This window comes from Halobacteriovoraceae bacterium, assembly GCA_020635115.1.
Lineage (GTDB): Bacteria > Bdellovibrionota > Bacteriovoracia > Bacteriovoracales > Bacteriovoracaceae > JACKAK01.
On record JACKAK010000004.1, the window covers coordinates 18,205 to 32,380 of the forward strand.

General features: G+C 33.8%; 15 protein-coding genes. 14 read left to right on the forward strand and 1 reads right to left on the reverse strand.

Annotated features, from left to right (window positions below; genetic code table 11):
* Positions 1-87 precede the first annotated feature (87 nt).
* On the forward strand, positions 88-1,098 hold the full coding sequence (locus H6622_06590; protein MCB9061171.1) for a hypothetical protein: 1,011 nt from the start codon (positions 88-90) through the stop codon (positions 1,096-1,098).
* On the opposite strand, the gene H6622_06595 is transcribed toward H6622_06590, so the two are convergent.
* Complete coding sequence (locus H6622_06595; protein ID MCB9061172.1) at positions 1,095-1,772, reverse strand: hypothetical protein; 678 nt, start codon at positions 1,770-1,772, stop codon at positions 1,095-1,097. The genes H6622_06590 and H6622_06595 overlap by 4 nt on opposite strands.
* 350 nt (positions 1,773-2,122) lie before the next feature.
* Here H6622_06595 and H6622_06600 point away from each other — a divergent pair, with 350 nt between their 5' ends.
* The 13 genes from H6622_06600 (at position 2,123) to H6622_06660 (ending at position 14,164) form a co-directional block, all read left to right on the forward strand.
* A complete protein-coding gene (locus H6622_06600) occupies positions 2,123-2,677 on the forward strand; it encodes a flagellar basal body-associated FliL family protein (protein ID MCB9061173.1) in 555 nt (184 codons plus the stop codon).
* Positions 2,678-2,713: 36 nt separating this feature from the next.
* Positions 2,714-3,718, forward strand: coding sequence for a flagellar motor switch protein FliM (fliM, locus tag H6622_06605; protein MCB9061174.1), 1,005 nt, complete (start codon positions 2,714-2,716; stop codon positions 3,716-3,718).
* Positions 3,719-3,729: 11 nt separating this feature from the next.
* The gene (fliN, locus tag H6622_06610) at positions 3,730-4,119 is read left to right on the forward strand and encodes a flagellar motor switch protein FliN (GenBank protein ID MCB9061175.1); all 390 of its coding nucleotides are present in this window, start codon (positions 3,730-3,732) and stop codon (positions 4,117-4,119) included.
* A gap of 8 nt (positions 4,120-4,127) precedes the next feature.
* Positions 4,128-5,162, forward strand: coding sequence for a flagellar biosynthetic protein FliO (locus H6622_06615; protein MCB9061176.1), 1,035 nt, complete (start codon positions 4,128-4,130; stop codon positions 5,160-5,162).
* A gap of 83 nt (positions 5,163-5,245) precedes the next feature.
* On the forward strand, positions 5,246-5,899 hold the full coding sequence (gene fliP, locus H6622_06620; protein ID MCB9061177.1) for a flagellar type III secretion system pore protein FliP: 654 nt from the start codon (positions 5,246-5,248) through the stop codon (positions 5,897-5,899).
* Between the two features lie 15 nt (positions 5,900-5,914).
* Complete coding sequence (gene fliQ, locus H6622_06625; protein MCB9061178.1) at positions 5,915-6,190, forward strand: flagellar biosynthesis protein FliQ; 276 nt, start codon at positions 5,915-5,917, stop codon at positions 6,188-6,190.
* Entirely contained in the window at positions 6,187-6,969 is a 783-nt protein-coding gene (locus tag H6622_06630; GenBank protein ID MCB9061179.1) for a flagellar biosynthetic protein FliR, read from the forward strand. The genes fliQ and H6622_06630 overlap by 4 nt, the downstream gene beginning before the upstream one ends.
* A 7-nt stretch (positions 6,970-6,976) precedes the next feature.
* Positions 6,977-8,065: a flagellar biosynthesis protein FlhB gene (gene flhB, locus H6622_06635; GenBank protein MCB9061180.1), complete on the forward strand. Its 1,089-nt coding sequence runs from the start codon at positions 6,977-6,979 to the stop codon at positions 8,063-8,065.
* A gap of 3 nt (positions 8,066-8,068) precedes the next feature.
* Complete coding sequence (gene flhA / locus H6622_06640) at positions 8,069-10,144, forward strand: flagellar biosynthesis protein FlhA (protein MCB9061181.1); 2,076 nt, start codon at positions 8,069-8,071, stop codon at positions 10,142-10,144.
* 1 nt (position 10,145) lies between these two features.
* Positions 10,146-11,495 (forward strand): hypothetical protein, encoded by a 1,350-nt coding sequence (locus tag H6622_06645; GenBank protein MCB9061182.1) that lies wholly within the window; start codon positions 10,146-10,148, stop codon positions 11,493-11,495.
* Positions 11,496-11,518: 23 nt separating this feature from the next.
* Entirely contained in the window at positions 11,519-12,397 is an 879-nt protein-coding gene (locus tag H6622_06650) for an AAA family ATPase (protein ID MCB9061183.1), read from the forward strand.
* A gap of 9 nt (positions 12,398-12,406) precedes the next feature.
* Positions 12,407-13,192, forward strand: a complete 786-nt coding sequence (locus tag H6622_06655) for a FliA/WhiG family RNA polymerase sigma factor (protein ID MCB9061184.1) — start codon at positions 12,407-12,409, stop codon at positions 13,190-13,192.
* Positions 13,193-13,213: 21 nt separating this feature from the next.
* Positions 13,214-14,164 (forward strand): hypothetical protein, encoded by a 951-nt coding sequence (locus H6622_06660; GenBank protein MCB9061185.1) that lies wholly within the window; start codon positions 13,214-13,216, stop codon positions 14,162-14,164.
* Positions 14,165-14,176 lie beyond the last annotated feature (12 nt).

Here is a 14,176-nt window from a genome sequence, read left to right on the forward strand (position 1 = left end):
AATCTATTCATCTATGTAAACTCTACACTGTGAATAATCTTCAAGCATAGTCGTGGTAGATTATTAAGAAACATTTGGACAGTTAAAATGATTTTATTAATTAGCTTTTTATTTTTTTTATCACCCCTCTCAATATTTTCAATTGAGAAAGTAGGTATTTGCAATAACTTATTAGAAAATCAAACCCCCGAAAGTATTAGTGAGAAACAAATTCTTCTAAGTATTTCTAGCGACTTGACCTACAAACCACTTCTTGATGCTGCAAAGAAGCGCCTTGAATCTAGAGTAGAGAACTTTGAAATAGAAAGAGATCTTTACAGACAAAATATCGATTTGCCTGAAGATATTAGTTTTAGAAGTAATATTGCCAGTAAAGACGGAGGAGAAGGAGCTCTAAATGATGGTGTTTTTATGGTGAACTCTGATAAATTGGGCCAATACGCAATTAAAGTAAGCTTAGGAATACATTGGACGAATTCTCATATAGGTAAAGTTGATAGATCTTCAGATATAAAAAGGTTCAAAGAATTTATATCTATACAACGTACTTTAGGGGAACTCGGTATGGCCCCCAAAGTTATTGGTTTTTATGAAAAAGAAGAACTTCGAGCATTAATTAATGTTGCTAATAATACAGTCGACAAAGGAAAGGCCATTATTAAAGGGAAAATTAAAGGTGCTGGCCCACAAGTTGAACCAGAAGTTTTTAAGATTCCACCTCCAGAAGAACAAGTAAAAGGAGATTATAGAGTGGGGATTGCTATGGAATATATTCCAAAGGCAAAAAACTTCCCCAAAAGTACTAAATCTATTGAAACTATTGCTCAATGGAGTAAACAGGAACTGATGGAAGCATATAAACGAATGAGGCAGATAGACTATACACTTTATAAATTAAATATTGATCCGCAGGATATGCAATTTTTTTTGGCCGATGATGGAAGAATAATGTTGGGAGATTTAGATGCTTTCAAAATGCTAAAAAATGGTGAAAAAAGAAGTTTTATCGCTGATTACAAAAATCCTATAAAAGATCTCATTGCTATCTGGGAAGAGGCCAATAATGAAAAAGTCGAATTATCAATTTTACTAGATTAAATGCCAAACACATCTTTAAAGTGTTTCATTGTTTCTTCTAGGGATATTTTGAAATTTGGATTCAATTTAAAAAGTTCTACTTCATGAATAAGTACCTGTCCTTCAGGAGTTACCTGATACTCAAAGAAGTTAGTGTAAAGGTTGTGTCTGTTTAACTTATGTACTATCTCTATAAGTTTCTTTTTAGCAATAAGTTTTGTATGAATGGATAGACCTTTGGCCAGTTTTTTAGCATCTGCTTCCTCTGAGAAAATTCCACCCTTATAGTAATGGTAAAGAACTGCAAACGAAACTTCCTTGGCCACAAAATGAAATACAGGATCTTTGGTAAAATCGAGGAGGTTATCCTTTTCTACATATCCAGCAATATGCTTGGCCAATCCTATACGATTTAAAGCTCTATAAACTTGTTTAAACTCACTGAATTGAACACCACTGTCTTGAGAAATCAAATAAGTTCTGTAGTTGTTTCTGTGATAAATTACTCTAAAACCCGTAGAAGAGTAGGCGGTAAAATTTGGTGGTTGCATTGAAATGGATTCAACATTTTCAATTGCTTCGCCTGGATAAGATTTTTCTTCAAAGATTAATTCACATGAATCGACAGTTAGTTCATGTGCTGTAAGTATACGAGCAAAACAAACAATGAATATCACATAAAAAAATCTGGGCATGTACTTCTTCCATTTTGTTTTTAAGTAACATAACACGACATTGGCATTTTAAACTCTTACCGTGAATTCTTTATAGGATCAATCAAGAATAGCTCAAAATTTCAATGGTGGTATTTATTATAGTTGGCCAATGAGGAAAGATTTTCCAATTTAATTTATTGATGTCATTTTTATGACTTTTAACTTTTTTTTAACCACTTGAATCTTTGTAGAACAGTCTTTTAAACGGTAGAAATTTCCTATCAAAACAGGGGGGGATTGATTCAAATATGCCCCAAGGGTATAATTTTTGACAGGGAGAGCATTTTTTTCCCTGAATAATAATTAGCTTTTAACCATGGATGGGCGAAATGGCAGATGGAGATGTCAAAGACGAAGATTTTAAAGAGGCCGGTGGTGGCGGAGGGAAGAACCCACTTCTTACGATCATCCTACTCGTTAATACCGTTTTGATGGGAGTCGTTGCCTATATGCAATTCGATGCTCACAACAAAAAAGCAAAAGAACCCTCGGTCAGAGATATTATCAAGGCAGAAATGGATGCCGCTGAGTCAGAAAAAGAGGATAAAGATCCTGATACAGGTGAAGCTAAAGAAAAAGAGGGAATCCCATATAAACTCAATAGTTTCACAGCGAACTTAGCACAAGGCGATGGGCCTAGAAGATATATCCGTTTAACTCTTGTTTTAAAATTCTCAGTTGATTCTGAAAAAAAGGAATATGAGGCCAGACGTTCACAGATAAGAGATACCATTATTGGTCTACTCAATTCCAAGAGACCAGAAGATCTCTTAAGAATTGAAGGGAAGGCCTATTTAAAAGAAGAAATCAAAGCATCAATTAATTCATTTCTTATAGATGGACATGTGATTGATGTGTTTTATACGAATTTTCAGATCAATTAGTGATCTGTATGGCATTCAAATCCCAGGAGGGGATAGATGGCACAAGTCTTAAGTCAGGATGAAGTTGATGCGCTCTTAAATGCAGTTAATGATGGTGACTCTGATGATTTTTTTGGTGGAGATGAAGGCGGCTTTGAAAGTGATGATAGTGATGATAATATTCAACCCTATGATCTCACAAACCAAGATAGAGTTATTCGGGGAAGAATGCCTATTCTTGAAATTATCTATGAAAGATTCATAAGATCTTTTCGGGTATCATTATCAAACTCCCTAAGAAAAATTTCGACTATTTCTATGATATCTACCGATTTACTAAAGTTTGGTGAATTTGTTAACACGTTACCGATTCCATCTTGTATGTGTATTATGAGATTTAATGAACTTCGAGGTCCAGCACTTTTGGTTTTCGAATCAAAATTAGCTTATGCCATTATTGATTCATATTTTGGTGGAACAGATAGACCATTCACAAAAATAGAAGGAAAAGAATTTACTCAAATAGAGCTGTCATTCATGAAAAAAGTTATGGATATGGCCATTAATGATCTAGAAGAAGCATGGGCCCCTGTACATAGAATCGACGCTCAGTATTTGAGAACAGAAATCAACCCACAGTTTGTTGGGGTTGTTCCACCATCGGACGTTATTATTGCAACTACTCTTGAAGTTGAATTTGAGTCGGCCTCTGGTACAATCATGATAGTTGTCCCATATTCAACAATTGAACCAATTAAACAAAAACTTAGTTCATCTTTTCAAACAGATAATGACATGGCCGATAGTATTTGGACTCAGGCCATGCATGAACATATTAAGGATGTTTATGCTGAATTGATCGTAAAACTTGGTGAGTCTGAAATGACTGTTGGTGATTTACTTACCTTAGAAAAAGGAGACATTATTCCTCTTAATCAAGAGGCCTCAGGAGAGGTTTCTATTGCTGTTGAGGGAGTCGAGAAAATGAAGAGTCTCATAGGTGTTTATAAGGGGAGTAGAGCAGTTCAAATTACAAATACAAATATAAAAAAAAATAGATAGAGGGTGAATGTATGTCTGAAGAATTAAGAAATGATAATAATGTCACAGAGCTTAGAGCTCAAGAGGAAATTAATCCAATACAGATTAATAAATTAGCGGATGAAGTAAAGGCCGGTGATAATGCTCTAAATAAATTAAAAGTTCAGAATCTAGATTTCATATTGGATATTCCACTTAAAGTGACAGTTGAGCTAGGTAGAACGACAGTCATCATTAAGGATCTATTACAACTTGGCCAAGGTTCTGTTTTAGAACTAGACAAACTTGCAGGGGAGCCTCTTGAAATTCTTGTTAATGGAAAGCTTGTAGCAAAAGGTGAAGTTGTTGTTGTGAATGAGAAATTTGGAATTAGGCTTACAGATATTATTAGTCCAATTGAGAGGATTGAAACTTTAAAATAGGTGATGTGATGAAATTACTTTCAATATTTATAATTTTGATAACAAATGCACTAGCATCTCAGAGTCCAAGAGTGACAGATGTGAGTACTGTTTTAGAAAATGAGAAACTATTAGAAATTTCAGTTAAAATTTCAGAAAAATTACTAAGTGAACCTGAACTTATATTGAAAGATAATATAATTCAACTAAGTCTTCCTCAAACTGTTGCATGGCCAAAAATTGATAAGGTTGTTGTGGACAAGAAAAGTAATATCGAAAAACTACTGGCGTATCAGTATGACAAAAATACGGTTCGTATAAGAGCTCTTCTTGATAGTAAGGTAAAAATTGATGAAAGTAATTTACGATTTACACAAAGAAACGGAGAAATAATTATTCATATACCAAAATTAAACTCAGATGCTTATGATGATAAATTGTTAAATAAACTTCTTAAAGATAAAAGTTTCCAATCATCTAATGAAAATTTGAAAGTAAAAGAAGATGAAGTAAGAGCAGTACTTTCTTCTTCCGAGAAAAAAAATGAGAAGAAAGATGGATTCCTTGTTGAAACCAAAAAGTTTTCAATTATTGATTACCTCTCAAAGGTGATAGGGTTTTTAGCTTTACTTATCTTTGGAGGTTACCTACTTAAGAGAAATTTTTCAAATTCAAAAAAGATTTCAAAACAAAACAAAAAAAATGGCCTTAAAATATTCAGAAATAAAGGACATATTCAAGTTATTGAAAATCATTTTTTAGGAGGGAAGAAAAATCTTTCTCTCGTTCAAGTTGGAAACCAAGTTTTTCTCGTTGGAATATCAGACAATTCTATAAGTCTTGTTTCTGAAATTGATACCGTTGAAAATCCAATTTTTGAAGAAGATAAAGAATTCGCTCCCAAACTTGAAAATGCATCTCACCAAGAAAAAGAATTTTATTTGAAAGACATTGCAGAAAATACAACAGACGAAGTGGTCATTCAAAATGAAATTAAAAATGAAAATATTAAACTCTCTGATCAAATTAAAAACAAAGTGAAAAATTTGAAAAGGTTGCAGTAGTGAAGATTTTTTTTAAGATCTTATTCTTCTCGTTAGTTTCTGTTACAACGTACGCGCAGAGTAAGGGATTACAACTACCAGGTATTTCAGTTAATTTTGGTCAAGGAGCTAATTTAGTTGATACGATAGAACTTTTGATCTTATTTACTGTCTTAACTCTAGCACCAGCAATCTTAATTCTCTGTACAAGTTTTACTAGAATCATTGTTGTATTGTCGTTTATGCGCCAAGCAATAGGTACACAAAATATGCCTCCAAACCAACTTTTAATAGGACTGGCCATTTTTTTGTCTATATTTGTAATGAAACCAACAGGTCAAAGCATCTATGAAAATTCTGTTCGCCCCTATTTAGATAAAAAAATAACAACGCCCATTGCTCTTTCTCAGATTGAAAGCGATTTAAGATCGTTTATGTCTAAGCATACTCGAAAATCTGATATAGGTTTATTTTACGACGTTACGGATAAAAGTGCTCCAAATACTATTGATGATGTCCCAATTCATTTCCTAATACCTGCATTTATTATCTCTGAATTAAAAACCGCTTTTCAGATTGGTTTTTTATTATATGTTCCGTTTTTGATTCTCGATATGATTGTTGCTTCTGTTCTGATGGCCATGGGGATGATGATGCTTCCTCCTGTTGTTGTTTCACTCCCATTTAAACTTTTACTTTTTGTTTTAGTTGATGGATGGCAACTCGTAACGGGATCTTTGCTAAGATCGTTTCATTAATTGAGAGGTTAGATAATGGATACAGGATTTATACAAGATATCGCGGCACAAGCAGTTAAAGTTTCCCTTCTCGTGGCCTCACCAATGTTATTTGGCGCTTTGTTTATGGGGATTGCTGTTTCCATATTTCAGGCCGTTACCCAAATTAATGAACAAACACTCTCTTTTATCCCAAAGATGCTTGTCATCATTGGAGTAATAGTAGCTTTAAGCCCTTGGATGACGGATATGCTCGTCACGTTTACTCGAGAAATGATTTTAATGATCCCTGATATGGTTATTGGAAAATGATAGATATTAAAATTGAAGATATTACGATTCTGATTGCCTTTTGGCTTTGCTTCACAAGATGGACTTCTGTCCTGTTTCAATTACCATTGTTTGATAATACTTCTATTCCGAGCATTTTAAAAATTCTAACATCAATCTTGATCGCTTATGTTTTTTTTCCAGAAACAAAATCAGTCGTTTTAAAAGACATTTCAAATTTTGGAGATCAAGGATTTTGGATCCTAACTATTTACTATACGTTAATTGGTATTGTGATGGGAATGTTCGTTAAAGCAATACTAAATATTTTTGTGTCCTCTGGTGCCATTATCACTCAGGAAGTTGGGTTTGGTGCTGTTCGCTATTTTGATCCAAACGCAGGGCAAGCAGTGGGCCCTTTTGAAAAACTCATCTATTGGACTATGCTCATTATGATTATATCATCGGGAGCACTGCTGCCAATGTTCAAAGGTGTACTTCTGTCATTTGAAAAGCTTAGTTTTGTTAACACCATCCAAATTGATTCAATTGTGCAATTTTTTATACACATGTTTAAAAATATTTTTAGTGCATCCTTGTTACTGGCATCTCCCCTTATTTTCACAAACGTTTTTATAACGACTGTATTAGGAATAATTGCCAGAACTGTTCCTCAGATGAACGTACTAATGGTGAGTTTTGTCGTCAACATTGGATTAGGTCTATTGGTCTTTTTGGCCACAAGTACAGAATTTTTTCAAGTTGGACATAAACTCTATACAGAAAGTTTGGGGGAGTGGTTTGTCTACTTCACAAAATAGGTAAAATATGGCCGAGGAAAGTGATCAAAGTGAAAAAACCGAAGAGCCTACCCTGCATAGGATTGAAGAGTTTCGCAGGAAGGGCCAGGTTGCAGCATCAAAAGAGTTGACAAGTGTACTTGTTCTCTGTGCATGTATTATGACTTTGGCATTTTCTGTTGTTTATATTTTTGAAATTATGTCTGAGTACATTGATTGGATTATGACTGTAGATTTTAGTACAATTTTTCAGGAAGAAGAATTTAATAAATTTGTGAAAAAATCGGCCTATGCTCTACTTGAATGTTCTGCTCCGGTTTGCTTAGTTGCTCTGATCGTTGGAGTGGTATCAAATGTTTCTCAAATTGGCTTTCTCTTCTCTCCTGAAGTTCTTAATTGGGATCCAAGTCGAATAGACCCTTTTCAAGGGATAAAAAGAATATTTTCTATGAAGGCGATTATTGAGGCCGGCAAAGGAATTTTAAAGTTTTCATTCATTCTGGCCATTGTTTATTTTATAATGAGCGATCAACTTGATACTTATAGTGGTTTTTTGCATGTTGAATTTGCAGAATCATTCTTATTTGGAAAATCTATTTTACTTAAACTAGGTATGGCCATTGTTTTAGGACTTGGGATCGTTGCCTTAATTGACTTTGGATGGGAAAAATATAGCTATCACCAAAAACTTAAAATGACTAAAGAGGAAGTTAAACAAGAGGCCAAAGAAAGAGATGGTAGCCCTGAAATAAAGCAAAGAATTAGAAGTATCCAAAGAGAAATGTCTCAAAAAAGAATGTTTCAAGATGTTCCTAAGGCCGATGTTATTGTTACAAACCCAACTCACTTAAGTGTGGCCCTCAAATACGATGCTGAAACAATGATTGCTCCTGAAGTAATTGCAAAAGGTGCTGACCTGATTGCTCTTAAGATTAGAGAAATTGCAAAAGAACATGACATACCAATTGTTGAAAACGTTCCTCTGGCCAGAGGTCTTTATAAAACAGTTGAGATTGGGCAAGGGGTTCCAAAAACACTTTATAAGGCCGTAGCTGAAGTTCTGGCCTTTGTATACAAACTGAAAAGAAGAAAAAAAGCTCTCAAGAGTGAGGTATGATAAATGAATGAAATGGTCTTAAAAATTAAAAAAATTTCTTTCAATTCTGATCTTGTTATCGCTCTAGGTATTCTCCTTATTCTCAGTGTGATGGTCATTCCAGTCAATCCAACATTTTTAGATTTACTTCTGGCCTTCACTTTATCTGGATCTGTTATTATACTACTCGTTTCGATTTATTCACATAGACCTCTTGATTTCTCTACTTTTCCTTCTGTTCTATTGATCATGACTTTGTTTCGACTGGCACTCAACGTTGCTTCAACGAGAAATATTCTTCTAAGGGGAGGAGCCGAAGGTACAGGCGCTGCGGGAGAGATCATTAGGTCATTTGGGGAGTTCGTTGTTCAAGGAAATTATGTTGTCGGTATTATTGTATTTATCATCCTCGTCATTATTAACTTTATGGTTATCACTAAAGGTGCTGGCCGGGTGTCGGAAGTTGCTGCAAGATTTACATTAGATGCGATGCCTGGTAAACAGATGGCCATTGATGCCGATTTAAATGCTGGTCTAATAGATGAAACTCAAGCAAAAACAAGACGTAAAGAAGTCGCAGAAGAGGCAGATTTTTATGGGTCGATGGATGGTGCCTCGAAATTTGTCCGTGGAGATGCGATTGCTGGTATTCTTATTACAGTGATAAATATTATTGGAGGAATCATTGTTGGTATGGCCCAATCCGGAATGGATATTGCTCAAGCAACTAAAACATTTACGCTTTTAACTGTTGGAGATGGACTTGTTTCACAAATTCCGGCCCTTATTATCTCTACTGCTGCCGGTATTATTTCAACCAGAAACACAAATGAAGATGCTTTAGGACTCCAAGTTTCAAAACAATTTAAAATCCATCCCAAAGCAATATATATTGCTGGAGGTGTACTTTTAATTTTTGCAATTATACCTGGATTACCAGCATTACCTTTTACGATTGTCGGACTTTTCCTTGGTTATGTTGCACATAGAATAGAAATAGATAATGAAAGAGTAAGAAAAGCAGAGCAGGAAAAATTGTCCGACGAAAAAGTCGCCACTGCAGAAAATTTGGAAGATCTCCTTTCACTAGAACTTGTTGAGTTGGAAGTTGGGTATGGTCTTGTAAACCTTGTGGACGCTGATCAAAATGGAGATTTACTGGAGAGAATTACTCATATAAGAAAACAATTCGCGCTTGATTGGGGGATTATCATTCCTTCAATTAGAATAAAAGATAATTTAGAACTTAAACCTGGTGGATATAAAGTTAAAATTAAAGGTATTGAAGTAGCTCATGGTGAATTGATGTCAGATCATTATCTTGCAATGGATCCTGGCACAGTTATAGAAAAAGTTGATGGAATTGATACGGTTGAGCCTGTCTTTGGATTGTCAGCTGTGTGGATTTCAGAAGATCAAAAGGATGATGCCCAGTACAATGGCTATACAGTCGTGGATCTTTCAACAATTCTGGCCACTCATATCACTGAAATTTTGAAATCCAATTTACATGAATTATTTGGGAGAGAAGAATTAGTGAGGATACTTGATAAATTTAAGCAAGAAAATCCAAAAGTTGTCAACGATTTGATTCCAGATATTTTATCTTTAGGTATTGTATTGAAAGTCTTAAAAAATCTCCTTAGAGAGAATGTTTCGATCAGAGATTTAAGAACGATTTTAGAATCCTTGGCCGAATATGGAACTCAAATAAAAGATGCAGACTCCTTAACCGAGTTGTGCAGACAAGGTCTATATAGAACAATAACAGAGAGTATTCGTGGAGACAGCGGAGAGGTTCCAATTTTTACTCTGGATAGAGGGATAGAAGAAAGCATTGCTGAAAATTTGATTCAAACTGAACATGGACAAGAATTATCCTTAGATCCAAGGGTGACTCAAAGTATACTTGCTGGATTGAATGAAAAAATTGAAGAAGCAACAGGTATGGGAGAGAAAATGGTTGTGCTTTGTTCTCCAGTAATTAGAGCGCATTTTAAGCGATTAACCGAGAAGTTTATTCCAAACTTAATCGTTGTGAGTCATAATGAAATAGAACCAAGTGCAAATATCAAGTCATTGGGAACAGTGAGGTTATAATATGTATGTAAGAAAATTTGAGGCCGACACTTTAGATGAAGCATTAAAGTCAATTAAAAGAGAGCTTGGGCCTGATGCAATAATTCTTAAGACTGTTACCAATAAGGGTATTAAGGGTGCCTTTAAAAGAAAACGAATTGAAATAACTGCAGCAATTTCAGAGAAAAATTATATCAGTAAGGCAAATGTAGACAAAGTCTTAACTGAAGATCAGAAGGAAGAGTTTTATTCTGGCCGCGCTTCGGAAATTGCAAAAATGATTGATAAGAATGATAGGTCTTATGGTGGTTATGGAAATATAGGACTTAATAAACCATTAAAATCTGCAACGACAGATTTAGATAATTTTCTTGAGGGCCAGGTAGAAGAAGGTAAAGATGATTTCTCTAAATTTTTAGATATACCTAAAGAAGCACCTGTTGTTTCAGAAATTAGACCTACATTGCAAAATACAAGTAAAGTTGAGAATCAATATGAAATTGAAACTGATTCAAAAACAATTCAGGCCTATGAACAAAGAATTGAGTTGTTAGAATCAAGTATTAGAGAATTAAAAAATCTTATCGAAAATCCCAGACAAAATGGGCCAAGAGGTATATTTCAGTTAAGAACATTATTATCTGGCCTGGGAATATGTGGGCCATATATTCAAAGAATTTGTAAAAAGGCCGTTTTCGAGTTAACTCCAGAGTCTTTGGAAGATGCCGAAAGTGTTTTTGAGTTTTCTCTAAGAGAAATGATGAGTGATGTAAATACTGCGATGCCTTTGTTTTCACAGACAAATATACAGAACAACCAAGTCATTACAGTTTTAATTTCTGAAACTAGCTCAGGCCAAGAATCTTTGGCCTTAAAACTTGGAGTACTTAAGGAAGATAGTGTACTAATTGATTTTGGGCAAAAACAAGTTGAGCGCGATTTTGTACAAAAGATTCATGGAATTGAGTATGAACGAGTAGACTCAATGGCCAAAGCTATTTATGGCATGAGAAAGGGCCTTGAAGAGAAAAAGTCTGTTATTGTAAATTACAGGTCTACAAAAGATAAAAATGAAACTAAAAAAATTATTGATGGGATTAAAAGGGCCTTTGATAATGTTGAAATTTTACTGACTTTAAGTTCAATACATTCTGAAGATTATAACCGAAAAGTTCTCAACATTTATAAGGATTTAATAGACGGGATAAACTTCACATTCTTGGACCAATGTTTAAATTTTGCTGGAATTTTTAACCTTTCTTATGAATTCAGTAAAATCCCTTTGAAGTTTTTTGGGACAGGGGAAGTCATTCCTGAAGATATTGAAGCTGCAAGTGCAGAGAGAGTTCTAGACGGAATATTCAAGTTATAGTTTAGGTTTATTTAGGAGACAGGATGTCAACAAGTAGAGCTTCGCAGTGGTTAATTTCACATAAAGGTGATGAATTTAAGAACGTAAGAGATACCAAAACAATTTGTGTTACAAGTGGAAAAGGAGGAGTCGGCAAAACGTCTATTGCATTGAAAACGGCCTTCCAACTTTCAGCTTGGGGTCATAAAACTTTGTTGATTGATTGTGATTTCAATCTTTCAAATGCTCTTGTAAAGATTGGAAAAAGTATCAACAATCATTTTGCATTGTTATTAACAGGTGAGAAAGATTTTAGCGAATGTGTGGTCACTCAAAATAATGTTGATATTCTGAGTGGATGTAATGGTAGTTTGGAACTCTTTGATAATAAATTTGAATATGATAAGTCGATAATCAATATTATCAACACTTATGGTAATAAATATGATTTTATTATTCTTGATTCTCCAGCAGGAATAGATAGGATCAATCTAAATCTTAATGCCTATTCAGACTATCGATTTGTTGTAGTCACGCCAGATAGATCTTCACTAACTGATTCTTACTCTTTGATTAAGATTTTAAAAAACAAATATGGGATTATTTCTAATCATTTACTTGTCAATAAGTGTGAATCTGAAAATCAGTATAAAAGAGTGGCGTTTTCTATGGCCGACACGGTTGATAGTTTCTTGTCAAGTGAGTTAAAAATTCTAGGATCTATTGAAAAATACTTTGGAAGTATAGATAAATTCGATCAGTTGATATTAAATGGGAAAAATAATCCAATACACAAAAGTGTAATAAAAATTTTAAAAAAATTTACCGAGGAGGTGTTGGGTCGCTCGTTTTATCTGCCAAATACATATAGAAATGATGGGCCGGATCACAACGAACAGAACGTTCTTTATCCAACTAGCTAAGGAGTGTAGATGTCATCTCTGGCAAAAAAACTTAAAAATCTAACAGATTATCGTTCAACCATGGATCCAGAAGTTAAAGATCAAATTATTATTGAATATGCTCCTCTTATTAAGTTTATAGCTCAAAAAATCGCATCAAGACTTCCCTCTAATATAGAGCTTGATGACCTCATTTCATGTGGGGTTATTGGGCTTATGGATGCTATCGAGAAATTTGATCCTTCAAGAGATAATAAGTTTAAAACTTATGCTGAATTCAGAATAAGAGGTGCCATTTTAGATGAGCTAAGAGCTCAAGATTGGGTTCCACGTTCAGTAAGAGAAAAAGTTAAATTAATCGAGAGGGCCTATTTAAGATTGGAAGCAGAATTAGGAAGACCTGCAACTACTGAAGAAATGTGCAAGACATTAAATGTTACTCAAGATGAATTTCATGACATGCTAAACAAATCAAAATCTGTATCAGTTCTTAATATTGATGATGCTACGGCCTTTAATAAAGGCGATAAAAAACTTATGGCCAACCTTACAAAAGGTTCTCGTGGCTCTAACCCATTCGATGCTGTAAGCTATAAATCTTCACGAGATAAGATTAAAGAAGGAATTAAATCATTGCCCGAAAAACAAAGACTTGTTTTATCTCTTTATTATTATGAAGATTTAAATCTCAAAGAAATAGGTCAGGTATTAAGTGTTACCGAATCCCGTGTTTCTCAACTCCATACTCAAGCAATTTTAAGGTTAAGAGCAAAATTAAAAAGTGAATTTGATTCACCAGAAGATTTGATTGGTTAAGATTTATGATATAATAATTTCATGAATGAAAAAATTGATGAACATTATCAACGTGGACTTTCTTATATTCAAGATCTCTATAAGCTTGGCACTGAAGATTTAACACCACTTTATTCTCAATTAATTTATGAATTCAATGGACTCAGATGCCTCTCAAAAGATATTTTAAATGATCCTCGTCAGTTTGATGGGATTTATTCTAGTTTTTTAAATCAATTACAAAGTCTTTTTACTCATTTTCTTTGTCATCATAGTGGTCTTAAAACTTTAGTTCTACAGGATTATTCAAACAGAAATTTTGGGGAATGGAATAAGCTTTTAAATTTACTTCCTTCATTTTTAAAAGTGCTGACTATGTTTAATTTTAATAAAAAAGGTCATTTAGTACTTAAAGAAGATAGAATTTTTTTCAGAACTTATTTATCTGACAGTCAAGACCTTGTTGAGGATAAAATTGAATATTATAAAACTCTTAGATATTTCTTTGAAGAAAAAGCACTTTGTACATTCAATGTTGAAAAGAATAATCTTGTACGTTTTGAATTAGATTTTTCACATGATGAAAATGAAAAATTTTATATTAGCGCAGATTTTGATGAAGATCTCGTTCTAGAGTTATCTAGCATTTTTCCCCATTATGAATCACCTATTAATTTAGTCGGCAAATATGGTAATCATTATTGTATTGAGCTTTGTAGAGATATGACTCTCAAAACACATCAATCCATTCCTGAGCACATTATCAAATCATATCAGTCTGGTTTATATCAATATAAAATATTCTATTTTCCCTTTATATTTCGTCCATTTTCCCTCATAATACCATTTAAGGGGAAATTTTTTCCTATTGAAAATGAATTCCAAGGATTTAGGGATTCTCAGGAAGAAAGTCATGGAAAACAGGATGTTAAAGACCACTTACTTAATCAAGTTATATTTCCTTTCGATATTTTTCAATTTGCTCAAAAATAATTATCATTTCAG